Here is an 18648-nt window from a genome sequence, read left to right on the forward strand (position 1 = left end):
AACTGACATCAAAGCAACCATCGTTCGTTTCTTTTGAGTCTCGTAATTACCTATTCTTTTTTCAAAATGAAAGGAAAAAATCATGAAAATAAGCTTGCCTTATGGAAAAGAAAAACAATCGCTGAATGTGGATGAAAGTATTTTAAATGGCGTTTTAGTCTCCCAAATCGAGGACTATCACCCAGGGAAAAGGCAAACAGAGCTGGTTGAGGAAGCAATGAATAACCCGGTTGACTCACCAAAGCTCAGTGAACTGGCGGTGGGAAAGAAAAAGGTGGTGATTATTGCCAGCGATCATACCCGACCGGTTCCCAGCAAGGTGATTATGCCATTAATGCTGGCGGCAATCCGAAAAGGGAACCCGGCTGCCGAGATTACCATACTCATTGCCACTGGATTTCACCGCTTAACCACCAGGGCGGAATTGATTGGAAAATTTGGTGAGGCTATTGTTGAAAATGAAAGCATTGTGGTGCATGATTCCGGGGATCTGGAAAGCCTGGTGAAAATCGGCACGCTGCCCTCAGGCGGAGAACTGATTATCAATCGGTTGGGAGCCGAGGCGGATCTTTTGATTTCAGAGGGCTTTATCGAACCTCATTTTTTCGCCGGATTTTCAGGCGGCCGAAAAAGCGTGCTGCCCGGAATTGCTAGCCGGGTGAGTGTTCTTGCCAACCATTGTGGAGAATTTATTGCTCATCCTAAAGCCCGAACCGGATCCATTGACGGAAATCCCCTTCATATTGACATGCTTTACGCAGCCAGAGCCGCCAAGCTTGCTTTTATTGTTAATGTGGTGATTAATTCTGAAAAGGAAGTCATATACGGAGTTGCCGGAGACTGTGACAGTGCCCATATAAAGGGCCGGCAATTTTTAGAAAGCTTGTGTAAGGTTAAGGCAATACCCAGTGATATTGTGATCACCTCCAACGGCGGATATCCATTAGATCAGAACATTTATCAGGCCGTTAAGGGAATGACTGCCGCTGAAGCTGCGGTGAAATCCGGCGGCGTTATTATTATGCTGGCTCAATCAAATGATGGACATGGCGGAGAAGCCTTCTTCAATACATTTAAGGATGAAAAAAATCTGGAACTTATGTTAAATGGTTTTGTGAATACCAAAAGAGATGAAACCATTCCAGATCAGTGGGAAGCTCAGATCCTCGCAAGAATTCTTTTAAAAGCCAAGGTTATTTACATTTCCGCAGCGCCTGAAGTCATGATCCGGGAATTTCAAATGACGCCGGCAAGAAACTTAGCAGAAGCCTTAAGGATGGCAAAAAAATATCTTAATAATGATAATGCTTCCATCACGGTTATTCCTGATGGGGTTGCGGTTATTGTTGAATAAAGAAAAGAACAAAAAAGAGCAGGTTTCTCATTAATGAGAAACCTGCTCTTTTTTATTGATCAGTCATAATTTATGATTGTTTACATCAAGGTCTCAGTAACTGCAAGCATAATTTCTTCAAACCGACTAACCGGCCATGCACTTCGGGTAAAAAACAAACCATCCACATTTTCAAGCAGTGCATAGGCTTTGGCATTGTCAATATTGACACTGCCACCATAAAGCAGGGGAATATTTTTTCCAAGGTCCCCGTATAGTTCAGTAAGAATAGTGCGGAGAAAATTATGGGTCTCTTCAACATAAGACGCTTTGGGAGGAGTACCGTTGATCCCAATGGCCCATATGGGTTCATAAGCTACCCAGAATTTTCCAATGGCATTAGGAGGCACATCCTTTAAGGCGATTTTTAATTGTTTGGCCAGCATTTCTTTTGAAATACCATAATTTTTATCTTCCAGTTTTTCACCAATACAAATGAGCGGGGTAAAGCCGTATTTTAACGCCGTCAATGTTTTCAAGTTTACAGAATTGTCGGTTTCATTGATATGCTCCCGACAATCATTGTGACCCAATAAAACGAGATCAACACCAATTTCTGCCAACATTACCGGGGATATTTGACCAGTGTACTGTCCTGAGCTTTCATAGTGCATATTTTGCGAACCAAGTTTCAAGCTGCTGTTTTCAGAAACGATGGTCTCCTTCATTTTCCAGAGATGCGTGTATGGCGGAATGATGAAAAATTCAAACTGCGGATATTTCCTTATTACCTTCATCAGATCAGAGGTATAATCAAGTCCCTCCGCTAAAGTTTTATTCATCTTCCAGTTGGAACCTAATAAAAATTTTTTCATGGGGCACCTATTTCAGATATTTTTTTTCAAGGGTTCTCATGCGCTCTACTTTGGCTGTAGATCCACCACCCTGGAAATCACTTTTTAACCAAGCGACAGCGATCATTTTAGCAAGTTCGGTACCGATAACTCGGGCACCCATGGTTAGAACATTGGCATCATTACTTTTGGCAAGGCGTTCTGCTGAAAAAACATCGTGGCAGGTGCCAGCAAAAACGCCGGGAACCTTATTTGCCATCATGGCAACACCGAGTCCGGTGCCACAAAAGATGAAACCACGATCATATTTTTTATCTTTTATGGTCTCAGCCAGGTTAAAGGCAATATCCGGGTAATCACAATCATGGGTGGCAGAATATTTTAAATCCGTAATATCATAGCCAGCCTCTTTTAAATAGTCGAAAATCTGATTTTTGAAATCAATGGCTGCATCATCACAATCAATGGCAATTTTCATAAGTATCCTCCTGATTATTTTATTAAAGAAGAACATTATATATGATGTAAAAATGCCCTCTTTTAAGATTAAGTAATGGTTAATACGCTATTATTATGGCATATAATCATTGTTTTGTAAAGGTTTATCACCTTTTGTTCAATACAGAAATTAAGTAAAAGTTTGTTTTGCATAGGGTTAATTTCGTAATTTTTGCAAAAATAAAAATACAAAAGGAGGCTTTATGGAAAACACAAAAAGAATTATTATTGAAAATAAAAATGGGCTGCATACCAGAGTTGCGGCAATGGTTGCCCGACAATCCCAAAAAATTGAAAAGATGTGGGACTGTCAGCTCTATCTTCGTAGACCCAGCTCCGAGGAAGGGGTACCTTGCAACAGTGTTTTGCCTTTGGTGTCACTTAAGGTTAAAAATGGTGAGATGGTTGAGATTTACAGCCAGGATGCAGGGAGTGAGGAGGCTGTTTTTAAACTTGCATCCTTTATTAGTCAGACACCCGAACTTGAAGTCCCGGAAACGGCAGTGATCGACAGTCTTCTACAGGAAAATACATTGGCTAGTGAAAAAATTTTTGAAAGTATCAATAATGGACTCATTGCAATGGACAGCCATGGGATTATCAATATTTTCAACCGTGCGGCAGAAGAAATCACTGGAATCAAAGCACGGGACATCATTGGGAAAAAAGGGGATGAGTGGGTACCGAATTTTAATTTAAAAGATCTCTTGCATTCAAAAAGAGAAAATCTCGGTTTTAAGCATAAAATCGGTAAAAAATGGGTAATAACGAATAAAAGCCCCATTATTGTGGAGGAACAGGTGGTTGGGGGTGTGGTGGTATTCCAGGACATATCCCAAATTGAAGAGTTGTCCGGAGAACTCCATAGTGTGAAAGAGTTAAAAGAAAAGCTCAATAATATTTTGGAAACCGTTGATGACGGTATTTGCATGATTAATCGGAATCGGGAAATTACCTATGTGAATCATCCGTTTGTCAAGATGTTTGAAAAAGCGGGTACACAAGTGTTAGCTCGGAAAATTCAGGATCTTTTCCCGGGAGAAAGATTTCGGGACAATTTTTTTATGGGCAAGGATGAAGTCTTAATTACTACCAGAGACGGACGGGAATTTATTATGAATGCTCGGCCGATTGTTATCGAATCTAAAATTCGGGGGAATGTTATTGTTGCCAGAGAACTGACAGAAATTACCAAGCTGGCAGATCGCATTGAAATTCTATCAGAAAAGACCCGTTTTTTACAAGAAGAACTGGAAAAAAAGAATGGTCTTAATGCTTCCTTTAACAGTATAGTTGGAAAAAGCGGTGTTTTAATCGAAAGTCTTACTCTGGCTTCAAAAGCCGCTCGAACCGATGCTGCAGTGTTGATTCGAGGGGAAAGCGGCACCGGTAAAGAATTGGTAGCACGGGCTATCCATGGTGCGGGATCGCGAAAAAATAAGCCTTTTGTAGGTGTGAATTGTGCGGCTATTCCCTCCAATCTTTTGGAAAGCGAACTTTTTGGCTATGAAAAAGGTGCTTTTACCGGTGCGTACAAAGATAAAAGAGGAAAATTTGAAATTGCCAACGGCGGCACAATTTTTTTAGATGAAATTGGAGATATGGATAAGGCCATGCAGGCAAAGCTTTTAAGGGTCCTCCAGGAACAGGAAATTGAGCGGGTTGGCGGTGTCAAGCCCATTAAAATAGATGTAAGAATCATTGCCGCTACCAACAGCCCTTTGGAAATGATGATGGAAGAGGGTACCTTTCGACGGGATCTTTACTACCGTTTAAATGTGATTACGGTAATGCTTCCGGCTCTGCGACAAAGAAAGGGTGATATTCCACTTCTGGTTGAATATTTTACGGAAAAGATAAGTAAAAAGTATGATTTACCCAATTGTGTCATTAAAAAAAGCGCTTTAACCGCCTTGGAGCAGTATCATTTTCCAGGTAATGTCAGAGAGCTTGAAAATATGATTGAGGGTGGTATGACTTTGTCTAATTCTGGTTGGATCAGCATTGAGGATTTACCCAGTTATCTAGGGGATGAGGTTAATTATTCGAAAAAAACAGGCATTGGGTTTCCATTAAGCGGGGATAATCTCCCCACTCATGAAGAGATGGAACGGCAGCTTATCGAAATGGCACTGAAAAAATGCGGTAGTTTCCGTCAGGCAGGTTTGGCGCTGGGGCTTGATCACAAGACTATTTCAGCCAAAGCAAAAAAATATAATCTATAATAGATTAAGTTGGCATAGAAATTGCTGCTTTGTAACAGCATACCGTTGGTAAATGTATTTAAAAAGGAGGGTAAATAATGACAGGTGTGATTATTGTATCCCATAGTGAAAAACTGGCAGAAGGTCTGAAAGATATTGTCATGGAAATGAACGATGGCAGTGTGGAAGTAATCGCTGCCGGGGGTGCTTCCGATGGCCGCATTGGAACCAATACTCTTAAGATTAAAGCTGCCATTGAAGCATTGGCAGAACGTGACCATATTCTGATTTTTGTGGATTTAGGAAGTTCAGTATTATGTAGTGAAACTGCTATTGAGCTTGTGGATGATGAGCTTCAAAAGAAGGTTCATATTGTAGATGCTCCACTGGTTGAAGGTGTTGTAGGCGGCGTAGTTCAAGCAACAATCTGTAATGATTTAGAAGAAATTATTGCAATGGCAAAAGAAGGCGCGAACTTGAATAAAGTGTGCTAAATTGGGGGAAAAATACCCAGACGGGGAGATACAACCCATAAATAAAAAAAACGTATCCATCAAATGGCATACCTGTGGGATTCCACTCTGGCATGGTTCTTGCAAATAGAAAACGTATACAAATTATTATTTTTAGGAGGATGAAATGAAACGATTAATTAATGATCCCTATGATGTAGTAGAAGAAATGTTAGAGGGCTATGTCCTTGCACACAAAGATCATGTTGAATTGCTTACCGAAGGGGAAGCCCAAGGTCGAGTTGTTTTAAGCAAAGCATCAAAGAATAAAGATAAAGTAGGCGTAATCATCGGTGGCGGTTCCGGGCACGAGCCATTATTCTTAGGTTATGTAGGAGCAGGTTTTGCTGATGCCGCCGTTATTGGCAATATTAATACATCTCCGTCCCCAGATCCATGCTATGCCGCCGTTAAAGCCATTGATAAGGGTAAAGGCTGCATCTACCTTTATGGAAACTATGCAGGCGATGTTATGAATTTTGATATGGGTGCAGAAAAAGCAGACGAAGAAGATGGTATTCGTGTCGAAACTGTTTTAGTAACAGATGATGTCATTTCCTCGGAAAATATCGAAGACCGCCGTGGTATTGCCGGCATGTTCTTTGTACATAAAGCTACCAGTGCAAAAGCAGATATGGGTGCAGATTTAGACGAAGTTGTAGCAGCCGCAAAAAAAATCAATGACGCAACCAGAACCATGGGTGTGGCAATGTCGTCAGCTACCTTGCCTTCAAAGGGCGGACCAATATTTGAAATGGAAGATGGCGACATGGAAATTGGTATGGGAATCCATGGCGAACCAGGTGTAAGACGTGGGAAAATCGAACCAGCTGATAGAGTTGTTGATCAAATCATGGAACCGATCCTGGCAGATCTTCCGTATGTTAAGGGTGATGAAGTATATGTGTTAGTCAATAGTTTGGGAGCAACACCAATTCTGGATTTACATATCTGCTTCCGTCGAGTGGCTCAAATTCTGGAGGAAAAAGGAATTACTGTTTATAAATCCCTGGTTGGTTCTTTCGCTTCTTCTATGGATATGGCGGGCATGTCGGTAACCTTGGTTAAATTGGATGCTGAGCTAAAGGAATTGCTTGATTATCCTTGCGACACTCCATATTTCACTCAAATTTAAGCTTCAGTTAAACAATCTAACTAAAAAAGTTTAATCTTAATAACGTACAAAAAAATGGGTCGTCAGGAAACTGTCAGCCCATTAATCTATTACCAGGAGAATAAAATGAGCGATTACATCTTAAACAAAGACTATTTTATTGGGGTTCTTGAAGACCTCGCTGTATTGGCAGAAGAAAAGAAGGTTTACTTCTCTGAGTTGGACTCCGCCATTGGTGATGGTGACCATGGCATGAATCTGAGCATCGGGTTTCGTGAAGTGAGTAAAAACTTAGAAGGGTGGAAATCCGAAGACATTAATACTATCTTTAAAAACGCTGGAACGGCTTTATTGGACAAGGTTGGAGGGGCTTCAGGACCACTTTATGGTGGCTTTTTTATGAAGTTTGGAGTGCCGGCAAAGGGAAAAGAAGAGGTGAGCTTCGATGAATTCATCGAAATGATGGAGGCAGGGGTTGCAATCATCGAAAAACGTGGAAAAGCATCAGTTGGAGATAAAACTATGGTTGATACACTGCGGCCAGCAGTGGATGCTCTCAGAGCTGTTTATTCAGAAGACGACATGGCTCCTAAGGAAGCCATGAAGAAAGCGCTGGAGGCCGGATCCGCCGGATCAGACTCGACCATTCCGATTATTGCTAAAAAAGGCCGTGCCATGCGGTTGGGTGAACGTGCCATTGGACATCGCGATCCCGGTTCAGCATCAAGTGTGGCTATTTTAGAAATTTTTTACAATCGTATGCCATAAAACATTATAAAATATGGTCAAATTAAAAAACGTTTTATCTTTTTTAAGCATGGATGGTGTATCTATCCATGTTTTTTTATTTGGATCATACTATTAAATCAATGGAATTAGCTATAATAATGAAGGTGGTTAACCCTTGACAATTGTTTGAGATGGTAATAGAATGAGAAAAAGTAAACCATTACAATCGAATAAATTAGGGCAGAAATTGAAGATGTCTGTGTGATGCTGTGGGAACAGCACGAAAGGATTTCCTTAAGTGTGTCCCTGGTATGATGCGGACTTTTTGTATACTTCTGAGAAAATAAATGAAGGCGGGATTATATTTAAACTGGGAGACAGTAATGCTGTGACAAAGTGGGCATAAACAATTAGTGAAGATATCCAGACTAAACATGGTATCAAAAAATCGATATAGATGGAGGAAAAATTCATGAAAAACATTATGATTTTTGGTGATTCAAACACATGGGGATGGGATCCATCCAACGATCTAGTAGCGGTCATTAAACGCTGGCCGGATGATGTTCGCTGGGCCGGAGTACTTCAGGCCGAGTTAGGGGATGACTACAAAGTTATCCAGGAAGGTCTCAATGGCAGAACCACAGTTTGGGATGATCCCATTGAAGAATACCGCTGCGGAAAACAACATATTATCCCCTTGTTAGATACCCATGCACCTCTGGATTTGGTCATTATCATGATTGGAACCAATGATCTTAAAGATCGTTATACGGTGACTGCTCAGGATATTGCCAATGGCGCAGGATTGATTCTTGATAAAACTTTGGCTCAGATCGGCGCCTTTGGGCCTAATGGCCCCAAGGTTTTATTCATTGCACCGCCAACCCTGGGTTCCATTGAAAACGGAATATTTAAATTCATGTTTGCAGGAAACCGTGAAAAATCCGAACAAATGCCGGAATTTTATAAGGGGGTAGCTCAGAGCCGCGGGGTTCCCTATTTTGATGCCGGGACAGTTGCCAAAGCAAGTGCGGTTGATGGGCTTCATATGGAAGCCGAAAGTCATGCTGCGCTGGGAAAAGCAGTAGCCATTGAAGTCAAAAAAATATTACAATAAGCTGCTAAAAATAATGGTTGGTTAAAATAGGCTGCTTTAACAGCCATAGGCGGCGTAACGTCGCCTTTTACAATTTAAATATAAAACAGGTAATTGCGAAGCTTGCAAGAGTTTAGCAAACGCCGATGATACAAAGAAAAAAAGGAGGAAACAATGAATAATAAAACCGCACTGATTAATGGGCTCGGCATCACCATGGATGCCGTTAACCCAAAGTGTGAGGGTATTTATCTAAAAGACGGGAAAATAGAGGCGCTAGGTTCCACCAAAGAAATTAAGGCATTGGCAGAAAAAGAGGGAGCAGCAATCATCGATCTTCAGGGAAAAACGTTTTTGCCCGGACTGCATGATTGTCATGTTCATATAATGACTACGGGCATGTCGTCTATTGGCATTGATCTGTTTAATTGCAAATCCATAGAGGAAGTCATTAAAACCTTGGAAAAAGAGAAAACAACCTCGGAAAAAGAGTGGATTTATGGTTACGGACTTGATGAATCCCGATTGATTGAAAAAAGGCCTCCAACTGCTAAAGAATTGGATAAAAATTTTGGGAAACGGCCTGTTTATCTGGTGGATCGGGGCCTGCATTATACCCAGGTTAACACCATCGCCATGGAAATCATGAAATTTGCCGGAAATGAAGAAGGCTTGGGTAAGGATGAAGCGGGAAACTTAACCGGAAGACTTCACAGCCACGCCAACAGCCATGCCAGAAAATATTTTTTTGACAAGATGACCTGGTCACAGCGTGAAGCGGCAATCCGCTACACGGTTCAAACTGCAGTAAAAATGGGAGTAACCACTATCCATGGCATGGAAGGTGGGGACCTGTCGTCAGATGAGGATATTCCGGTTTTTTTAGAAATTATGGATAGTCTGCCGGTGCATGTGGTTCTCCATTGGTGCAGTACGAAGCCCGAGGAAGTCATTGCTAAAGGATTGAAAATCATCGGAACTGATATTTTACTGGATGGCTCCATCGGTTCACGGACCGCTGCTTTTGAAGAAGCCTATGCCGATGATCCCAACACTAGAGGGGTTCTCTATTATGAGGACGACTGGATTACAAATTATATTGTTGAGGCCCATAAGAATGGTCTGCAAACCGGGTTTCATGCCATTGGACAGCGTGGCATTGTCCAGGCGCTGAATTGCCTGGAAAGGGCAATTCAGATTTATCCCAAAGAGGATCATCGTTTTCGAATTGAGCACTTTGGTTTTCCCGATGAACAGGACATTAAGCGGGCGGCAACCCTGGGTGTGGTTATTTCCACCCAACCAGCCTTCACCTATTTAAGAGGAGGGCCGGAAAGCGTTTATGAGGATCGCGTGGGAAACAAACGAAATTCCCGGGCATATCCCCTTCGTGAATTTTTAGATGCCGGGATTGTTGTTGGTGGCGGTTCTGACTCCAGTGTGACGCCCATTGACCCGGTCATGGGAATTCATGCGGCCGTGAATCCGCCCTATGCTCAAAATGCCATAACTCCAGAGGAAGCCCTCAGACTTTTCACCATTGATGGTGCCTACTGCGCCAAAGAAGAAGCAGTCAGGGGGAGTTTAACCCCTGGAAAAGCTGGCGATATTACGGTTTTATCCCAAAACCCGTTAGATGTTCCACCGGAAAAAATCAAGGATATTAAAGTTGAACTAACCATTTATCAGGGTAAGGTTGTCTATAAAAAATAAAGAACGGAGAAGGATCATGAAATATATTTTAGGAATTGATGAGGGTACCACCGGTGTCAAGGTGATGATTTTTGACAAGGCAGTGAATATCATCAGTCAGGCTTATTCTGAATTTACTCAGCATTTTCCGCAATCCGGATGGGTTGAACATGATGCCGGTGAAATCTGGGATGTCACTATGAAAATGGTGGCAGAAGCGCTGAAAAACGGAAATGTTAAACCCACGGACATCGAAGCCATCGGGATTACCAATCAGCGTGAAACCACCGTTTTCTGGGACAAAAAAACCGGTCAACCTGTCTGTCGAGCCATTGTCTGGCAGGATCGGCGGACCCTTGATATCTGTGAGGCGCTGGAAGCCAAGGATGGCCCGGGGATTGTGGATCGCACCGGAATGATCATTGTTCCCAACGATGCGGCAACCAAAATTCGATGGCTACTTGATAACGACCCCAAGGTTAAATCCGGAGTGGATAAAGGGGAACTTCTGTATGGCACCATTGATACCTGGCTGGTGTGGAAACTCACCGGGGGGCGGGCCCATGTGACGGATTATTCCAATGCATCGGTAACCCTGCTTCAAAACGCGCGGACCTTACAATATGATGACTGGATTTTAAAAGAATTGGCTATCCCTAGGGAAATTTTACCGGAACTCAGAACATCGAGTGAAGTTTATGGCATGACCGAGCCTGGCGTTTTCTTTGGTGCTGAAGTTCCGGTGGCGGGGATTTTGGGAGATCAGCAATCAGCCGCCTTCGGACAGGGTTGTCTTGAAAAAGGAATGGCTAAAAATACCTATGGTACCGGTTCCTTTATGGTCATGAACACCGGGGATAAATATGTGCCGCCTTCAGATGGGCTTTTCTCACCGGTGCTCTGGAGTGCCAAAGGACGTACGGATTACGGGCTGGAGGGAATGGCCGATGTTTCAGGTGCGGTTATCCAATGGCTGAGAGATGGACTTAACATCATCAGCGATGCCAAAGAAGCTGAAGAGCTGGCACTTCAGGTGGAGGACAGCCTGGGTGTTTATTTTGTGCCGGCCTTTGTGGGATTGGGAGCACCCTATTTTGATTCCTACGCCCGGGGCACCATTGTGGGGATTTCCAGAGGAACCACCAAGCATCATATTGCCAGGGCTGCTCTGGAATCCATGGCTTTTCAGGTGAAAGATGCTTTTAATGTTATGGAACGAAAATCCGGATTCAACCTTACCAAACTTCGCGCTGATGGCGGTGGCGCAAAAAGCGATTTTATGCTCCAGTTCCAGGCAGATATTCTGGGGATTCCAGTGGAACGCCCAATGATCACCGAAACCACCACCCTGGGAGCGGTTTATGCGGCCGGCCTGGCGGTGGGGTACTGGGACAGTTTTGAAGAAATTGGCGAATTTTGGAAAATTGAAAAACGTTTTGAACCAAAAATCAGCGATGAAAAACGCAAAGAACTTTGTGGGTTTTGGGATAAAGCAGTCCAACGATCTGCCGGCTGGTTAAAATAAACTATTTTATTAAATAAAAACAAGTTAAGGAACCTCTGAAAATAGGGGTTCTTTTTCGGTTTAACAGCGGGTCAGTCCCTGTGGCTGCAGGAAATCCGGTATAATTCGTTTTATGGTATGAGTTGGTCAAGCTGTTCTATTGGTTTCAAGAAAAATAAGTAAATGTTTTCTGATGCATTTATTTTCTTTTAAAGTGGTATATAGATTTATAAAGATACTCTGTATAAATAAAGGAAGGAAGGGTGAATATGAAAAATTTTAATGATTTTATGAAAGCAATTCGTCATGGAAGATTGGCGGAAGAGGCAAGAAAACAGATCGGGATTAAAATGAAAGATGATGAAAAGATTAAAGTCCTCATTGAGCTGGCCAGGAAATACGATTATGATGTGGGTTACTATGCTTTAATAGAAGACAGGAAAAGAGCTGATGCAAAAGCTTTTGAAGAAGAGATTCAGACCGCGGCTAAGCTTGGAATCGAAGTGCAACACAACGTTCGTGATTATGGATGGCCTTTTTCTTAGTAGTGGTCAAGGTGAAATATAGTTTCGCCAGCACCAAATAATTATAAGATTTAAGAAAATTATCACTGTAAAGGGCTAGCAATGTACTGTGATAAAGTGTATAATATCCCCATATTATATTAGGAAAAGAGGAAAAAAAGGGATGAAAAAAAGAAGTATATTCGGATTAATGCTTGTTGTCATTCTTGTGGCCAGTTTATTTGCAGGCTGTAGCAGCAATACTGCGACAACCGAAGAAACTGCAAGCAATGATGATAAAACCTTCGTTGTTGGTTTAGACGATTCCTTCCCACCAATGGGTTTCAGAGACGATAAGAATGAAATCGTTGGTTTTGATGTGGATCTGGCCAAAGAAGTTGGAAAACGTATGGGTATGGAAGTTGTCCTGCAACCAATTAATTGGGATACCAAGGAATTAGAACTTGACTCTGGGAACATCGATGTTATCTGGAATGGTTTAACCATCACAGACGAACGCAAGGCGGCCATGGATTTCAGTGCGCCTTACCTTGAAAATGACCAGGTGATTGTTGTTAAAAAGGATTCTCCAATTAAAACAAAAGCTGATTTGGCAGGCAAGAACATCGGTCTTCAAAAGGGCTCCTCGGCCTATGATGCGTTTATTGCAGATCCAATCAGTACCCAAACAGCAGCAATGAATGAATATCCGGAAAATGTATCAGCGTTGACTGATCTTGGCATTGGCCGTATCGACGCGGTTATTGTTGATTCAATCGTTGCCCGTTACTACATTACCACTGAAAATGCGGATTACGTTATTTTAGATGAAAGCTTATCACCAGAGCTCTATGGCGTCGGCATTAAAAAAGGCAATACTGAATTACAAACCAAAATTCAAGATGCTATGGATGCCATGATCGCTGACGGCACCGCCGCTGAAATTTCCACAAACTGGTTTGGCTCAGACATTATTTACAAACCATAATTTTCAGAAAAAACCAATCACTAGAAATCGGATAGTTTTCTATCCGATTTTTTTATTTTATTGCTCAGGAGAACAATTATGTCAGATTATTTAACTTATTTATCCAATATTACACTGCCTATGATTTATGGGATGGGTATTACCCTCAGCGTTTTCGCCGTGACCATCGTCTGCTCCATTCCATTGGGCTTTCTTTTTACGTTGATGGTGCGAAGCAAAATCAAGCCTGTTAAAGCCTTTGCAAACGGGTATATCTACGTTTTGCGGGGGACCCCGCTGCTGCTGCAATTGATGTTTGTTTACTTTGGATTACCCTTGCTTCCGTTTATTGGACAGTTTTTTATTTTTGGCCGCTTCACAGCTGCCTGTGTCGCCTTTGGACTGAACTATTCGGCCTATTTTGCAGAAATATTTCGTGGCGGACTGCTTGCCATTGACAAGGGTCAGTATGAAGCGGCGAAGGTCCTGGGATTGACAAAGATTCAGACAATGATTCGGGTCGTCGTTCCCCAGATGATTCGTGTGTGTTTGCCTTCCATCAGCAACGAAACCATTACGCTGGTAAAGGATACGGCTCTGGTAACGGTTATCGGTGTGGCTGAAATTCTGCACTATGCAAAAACCGCAGTGAATCGTGATGGAGACACCTTTGCCTTCCTCGTTGCCGCCGCATTATACCTGATGATTAATTTTGTCATTACCATGGTCTTTAAAAAGCTTGAAAAGAAATATGAATTTTAGGAGGTGTGAACATGGAAATAATAAAAGTCAATAAACTCAATAAAAGTTTTGGTGATAACCACGTCCTGAATGATATTTCATTTAGTGTGAATAAGGGTGATGTGATGGCGATTATTGGATCTTCGGGTTCAGGAAAATCGACATTGCTGCGCTGTCTCATCGATTTGGAAAAAGCCGATAGCGGAGATATTATCATGGAGGGCAAGCCTTTGATGGAATCAGGGGTGTATACCAGTCCTCAGGAAATTAGAGCCATTATTATTAGAATGGGAATGGTTTTTCAGCACTTCAATTTGTTTCCGCATCTTACGGTGCGACAAAATCTGGAGCTGGCTCCGAAGGTGGTAAAAAAAGAAGAACCCCTTGAAATGAATCAGCGGTGTGAAGCCTATCTCAACAAGGTTGGGTTGCTGGATCGTATTGATGCTATGCCTTCGACATTGTCCGGTGGGGAAAAGCAGCGGGTGGCTATTGCCAGAGCATTGATGATGAATCCGGATATTCTGCTTTTTGATGAGCCGACATCGGCCCTGGATCCTGAGTTGACCGGCGAAGTTTTGAGTGTCATGAAAAATCTTGCCACGGAACATATGACCATGGTGGTGGTTACCCATGAAATGAGCTTTGCCCGGGATGTGGCCAATAAGGTAATTTTTATGGATTCAGGTAAAATTTTAGAGGTTGGATCGCCGAAAGATATTTTTATAAATCCCAAGGAGCCCAGAACCCGAGAATTTCTCAGCAGTATCCTAAGAGATCAGAGTGACCGGGGAAAAGAGAAGAAACGATATAAACTGAAAAAGCACGCATAAGCACGCAGATACAAAGCCTCCCCGGGCAAACCTGGGAAGGCTTTGTTTTTGCTTTTTTTTTAAAAAACTATCACAAAAACTTTGACAGATGAAAGTTTTTGTGATAGCATATTAAATTGCATTGGTATCTTTAAAAATAAGGTTATAATGCATCCTTGACGTCAATTTTAGGTGATCAATTACAGAGGTATGCTGGTGGACATAAACTGATCAAAGGTGATATGAAAGCAAAGCTTGTCGTTTTGGACTTGATTTTCTAACCTAATGATAACACAGGGAAGGTTGAAACACAACAGGCAAATTCGGACGGTCAGAACAAGGGAACATTGGGTTTCTGTTTGACAATTCGGTTGCTGAATATTTTTGCGAGGGGTGATATTGGATGGTAATGTTACATCCTGAAAAAGACGGATTAAGAACACGCCAAAGCTTTTCTAAAATCAAAGAAGTTATTGAAATGCCGAACCTGATTGAGGTTCAAAAGGATTCCTATAACTGGTTTATTGAAAAGGGTCTTCAGGAAGTTTTCGACGATATTGATAAAATCGAAGACTATACCGGAAATCTGGTTTTAGAATTTGTGGATTATTCCATTGAAGGAAAAACAAAGTACACAGTGGAAGAGTGTAAAGAAAGGGATCAAACCTACTTTATACCATTAAAAGTGACAGTTCGTTTAATTAACAAAGAAAAGAATGAAGTAAAAGAGCAAAAGGTCTATATGGCTGATTTGCATAAAATGACAGATACCGGAACCTTCATTGTCAATGGAGCAGAACGTGTTATTGTCAGCCAGCTGGTGCGATCACCAGGGGCATATTTCTCGTTGAGTCGAGATAAGCTTGGGAAGAAACTTTTTTCAGCCCAAGTCATTCCAAACCGTGGGGCCTGGCTGGAATACGAAACCGATTCTAACGACATTATGTATGTTAAAATTGACCGTACCCGCAAGCTGCCAATCACCGCTCTTATTCGGGCCCTGGGATTGGGAACCAACCAGGAAATCCTGGATTTCTACGGGGATGACTACCGCTTGATTGAAACCATTAAAAAAGATGAAAATAACAATATGAAATCCACCAGAGACGGTTTGATTGAGATTTACAAAAGACTTCGTCCCGGTGAACCGCCAACCGTTGAAAGTGCTCAGTCATTACTTAACTCCATGTTTTTTGATGATCGACGTTACGATTTAGCCAAGGTTGGTCGTCATAAGTATAATAAGAAGCTATCCCTGGCAACCCGAATAGCAGGACAACGTGCTGCAAATACGGTTGTAAACTCAGATACCGGTGAGGTTTATGTTGAAGCCGGTGAAATCATCACCATGGACTCAGCAATTGAAATCCAAAACTCAGGTATTAATATGGTAGATGTTACAGTAGAAGAAAATACTGTACGTGTTATCGGAAATGGCTTTGTTGATATTCATGCCCAGGATATTCCGTTTGACATCAGCGACCTGGACATTAAGGAATACGTTTGTTTTGAAGTTCTAAAAGATATTTTAGAGGCGGATGCGACGGATGAAGAAAAGAAGAAAAATCTGAAAAAACGTATGGATGAGCTGATACCAAAGCATGTGCTTATTTCAGATCTTCACGCTTCCATCAGTTATATTATCGGCCTTGATTATGATATTGGCGCCATTGATGACATTGACCATTTAGGAAATCGCCGTTTACGTTCAGTTGGAGAGTTGCTCCAGAACCAGTTTAGAATCGGCCTTTCCCGTATGGAACGTGTTGTTCGTGAACGAATGTCAGTTCAGGATGATGAAGTATTAACACCCCAGGGGTTAATTAATACCCGTCCGGTTAATGCTGCCTTAAAGGAATTCTTCGGAAGTTCCCAGCTTTCACAGTTTATGGATCAAACTAACCCATTGGCTGAGTTAACCCATAAAAGACGTCTTTCAGCACTGGGACCCGGTGGTTTGAGCCGTGAGCGTGCCGGTTTTGAGGTTCGTGATGTTCATCATAGTCATTATGGCCGGATGTGCCCGATTGAAACCCCAGAAGGTCCAAACATCGGACTTATCGGTTCACTCAGTACCTATGCCCGTGTCAACGAATACGGATTTATTGAAGCCCCTTACCGAAAGGTTTATGATGGCGTCGTCACCGATGAGATTCATTATTTAGCCGCAGATGAAGAAGGTCGTTTCACCATTGCCCAGGCCAATGAGCCTTTGGATGACGAAGGACGTTTTGTCCGTGAACAGGTAACCGGTCGTGCCGGCAGCAAACGAGATTTTGTGCTTATTCAAAATGACCGCGTGGATTATATGGATATTTCGCCGAAACAGATTGTTTCTGTGGCAACATCCCTCATTCCCTTCCTTGAAAATGATGATGCCAACCGCGCCCTCATGGGTGCCAACATGCAACGTCAGGCAGTGCCGCTTTTGATTCCTAAGGCACCTGTTATCGGAACCGGTATGGAACACAAGGCTGCCAAGGATTCAGGCGTTTGTGTGATTGCCAAGAATGCCGGCGTTATTGAGCGAGTAGAAGCAACAGCAATCCACATTCGAACAGATGTTGGGGAACTGGATAAATATACCCTTTTAAAATTCAAGCGTTCCAATCAGGGAACCTGTATGAACCACAAGCCTTTGGTAAACAGAGGGCAGTATGTTCAGGCAGGTGAGATCATTGCTGATGGTCCTTCCACAGAAATGGGCGAACTTGCTCTTGGACGAAATATTCTCATGGGATTTATGACCTGGGAAGGTTACAACTACGAGGATGCTATCCTGATTAATGAATCGTTATTAAAGCGGGATGTTTTCACATCCATTCATATCGAAGAGTTTGAAGCGGAAGCCCGTGAAACTAAGCTCGGACCTGAAGAAATTACCCGGGATATTCCCAATGTCAGCGAAGATGCCCTGAAAAACCTTGACGAACGGGGTATTATCTTTGTTGGTGCTGAGGTTAAATCAGATGATATTTTAGTTGGTAAGGTTACGCCCAAGGGTGAAACTGATCTTTCCGCCGAAGAAAAGCTGTTAAGAGCCATTTTCGGAGAAAAAGCACGGGAAATCCGGGATACATCATTGAAAGTTCCTCATGGAGAAACCGGTATTGTACTGGATGTTAAGTTATTCTCCCGGGAGAATAAGGATGAAGATCTTAAACCGGGGGTTAACACCCTGGTTCGTGTCCTTATTGCAGTTAAGCGAAAGATTTCCGTTGGGGATAAAATGGCGGGTCGTCATGGAAATAAAGGGGTTATTTCCCGAATACTTCCTGAAGAAGATATGCCTTTCATGCCGGATGGAACACCGCTGGAGATTGTCCTTAATCCTTTAGGGGTTCCTTCGCGAATGAACATCGGACAGGTGTTGGAAGTCCATTTGGGACTTGCCATGAAGAAATTAGGCTGGCATATTTCCACGCCGGTATTCGATCCTGCCAGTGAAGATGATATTTTTAAACTTCTGGATCAGGCTGGTTTACCAAAAGATGGTAAGATTCAGCTTTTTGACGGACGAAGCGGTGAGCCCTTTGATAATAAAGTAACGGTTGGTTATATGTATATTCTTAAACTTCACCATTTGGTTGACGATAAAATGCATGCGAGGTCAACCGGACCTTATTCATTGGTTACACAACAGCCGTTGGGTGGTAAAGCTCAGTTCGGTGGACAGCGATTTGGAGAAATGGAAGTTTGGGCTCTGGAAGCCTATGGGGCAGCCCATACCCTTCAGGAAATTCTAACCATTAAATCCGATGATGTTGTTGGTCGTGTTAAGGCTTACGAAGCCATTGTCAAAGGTGAAAATATTCCTAAGCCGGGAATTCCTGAGTCCTTTAAGGTACTTATGAAGGAATTCCAAAGTTTGGGTCTGGATGTCAATATCCTTAATGATCAGGAGATGATAAAGCTTCTTGATGATGAAATGGATGAACGGGATCCCCTGGAAGAACTGGCCATTGAAATCGGAAGCGGAGAAATTTCCGAAGCCGGAGATGACGTGAAATTGGAAGATACCTTTCAAATTAAGAACATCGATGATAATGACGAAGACTTGTTTTAATAACAATAAATTTAAAAAAG

At 42.3% G+C, this 18648-nt stretch carries 15 protein-coding genes; 13 read left to right on the plus strand and 2 right to left on the minus strand.

Annotated features, from left to right (window positions below; translation table 11 throughout):
• Positions 1-79: 79 nt before the first annotated feature.
• Complete coding sequence (gene larA, locus AKG39_RS07565) at positions 80-1354, plus strand: nickel-dependent lactate racemase (RefSeq protein ID WP_115028231.1); 1275 nt, start codon at positions 80-82, stop codon at positions 1352-1354.
• An 80-nt stretch (positions 1355-1434) separates the two neighbouring features.
• On the opposite strand, the gene AKG39_RS07570 is transcribed toward larA, so the two are convergent.
• Both AKG39_RS07570 and AKG39_RS07575 read right to left on the minus strand, forming a co-directional pair.
• A complete protein-coding gene (locus tag AKG39_RS07570; RefSeq protein ID WP_050739779.1) occupies positions 1435-2208 on the minus strand; it encodes a triose-phosphate isomerase family protein in 774 nt (257 codons plus the stop codon).
• A 7-nt stretch (positions 2209-2215) separates the two neighbouring features.
• A complete protein-coding gene (locus tag AKG39_RS07575) occupies positions 2216-2665 on the minus strand; it encodes an RpiB/LacA/LacB family sugar-phosphate isomerase (RefSeq protein WP_083439464.1) in 450 nt (149 codons plus the stop codon).
• A gap of 223 nt (positions 2666-2888) precedes the next feature.
• On the opposite strand from AKG39_RS07575, the gene AKG39_RS07580 reads away from it, so the two are divergent.
• The 12 genes from AKG39_RS07580 to rpoB all read left to right on the plus strand — a co-directional run bounded on the left by AKG39_RS07580 (position 2889) and on the right by rpoB (position 18628).
• The gene (locus tag AKG39_RS07580) at positions 2889-4910 is read left to right on the plus strand and encodes a sigma 54-interacting transcriptional regulator (protein ID WP_050739781.1); all 2022 of its coding nucleotides are present in this window, start codon (positions 2889-2891) and stop codon (positions 4908-4910) included.
• 77 nt (positions 4911-4987) lie between these two features.
• Entirely contained in the window at positions 4988-5383 is a 396-nt protein-coding gene (dhaM, locus tag AKG39_RS07585; protein ID WP_050739782.1) for a dihydroxyacetone kinase phosphoryl donor subunit DhaM, read from the plus strand.
• A 145-nt stretch (positions 5384-5528) separates the two neighbouring features.
• Positions 5529-6536 (plus strand): dihydroxyacetone kinase subunit DhaK, encoded by a 1008-nt coding sequence (locus tag AKG39_RS07590; protein ID WP_050739783.1) that lies wholly within the window; start codon positions 5529-5531, stop codon positions 6534-6536.
• A gap of 105 nt (positions 6537-6641) precedes the next feature.
• Complete coding sequence (dhaL, locus tag AKG39_RS07595; RefSeq protein ID WP_050739784.1) at positions 6642-7283, plus strand: dihydroxyacetone kinase subunit DhaL; 642 nt, start codon at positions 6642-6644, stop codon at positions 7281-7283.
• Between the two features lie 433 nt (positions 7284-7716).
• Entirely contained in the window at positions 7717-8364 is a 648-nt protein-coding gene (locus AKG39_RS07600) for an SGNH/GDSL hydrolase family protein (protein WP_050739785.1), read from the plus strand.
• Positions 8365-8517: 153 nt separating this feature from the next.
• Complete coding sequence (locus AKG39_RS07605) at positions 8518-10056, plus strand: amidohydrolase (protein ID WP_050739786.1); 1539 nt, start codon at positions 8518-8520, stop codon at positions 10054-10056.
• 16 nt (positions 10057-10072) lie between these two features.
• Positions 10073-11560 carry a glycerol kinase GlpK gene (gene glpK / locus AKG39_RS07610; RefSeq protein ID WP_050739787.1) on the plus strand — a complete coding sequence of 496 codons (1488 nt, stop codon included), beginning with the start codon at positions 10073-10075 and terminating at the stop codon, positions 11558-11560.
• Positions 11561-11808: 248 nt separating this feature from the next.
• Positions 11809-12084, plus strand: coding sequence for a hypothetical protein (locus AKG39_RS07615; RefSeq protein WP_050739788.1), 276 nt, complete (start codon positions 11809-11811; stop codon positions 12082-12084).
• A 142-nt stretch (positions 12085-12226) separates the two neighbouring features.
• Positions 12227-13030, plus strand: a complete 804-nt coding sequence (locus tag AKG39_RS07620) for an amino acid ABC transporter substrate-binding protein (protein WP_050739789.1) — start codon at positions 12227-12229, stop codon at positions 13028-13030.
• 78 nt (positions 13031-13108) lie between these two features.
• Positions 13109-13771: an amino acid ABC transporter permease gene (locus AKG39_RS07625; protein ID WP_050739790.1), complete on the plus strand. Its 663-nt coding sequence runs from the start codon at positions 13109-13111 to the stop codon at positions 13769-13771.
• Between the two features lie 11 nt (positions 13772-13782).
• Complete coding sequence (locus tag AKG39_RS07630; RefSeq protein WP_050739791.1) at positions 13783-14583, plus strand: amino acid ABC transporter ATP-binding protein; 801 nt, start codon at positions 13783-13785, stop codon at positions 14581-14583.
• A gap of 388 nt (positions 14584-14971) precedes the next feature.
• On the plus strand, positions 14972-18628 hold the full coding sequence (rpoB, locus tag AKG39_RS07635; RefSeq protein WP_050739822.1) for a DNA-directed RNA polymerase subunit beta: 3657 nt from the start codon (positions 14972-14974) through the stop codon (positions 18626-18628).
• Positions 18629-18648 lie beyond the last annotated feature (20 nt).

This window comes from Acetobacterium bakii, from assembly GCF_001263355.1.
GTDB classification, from domain to species: Bacteria; Bacillota; Clostridia; order Eubacteriales; family Eubacteriaceae; genus Acetobacterium; species Acetobacterium bakii.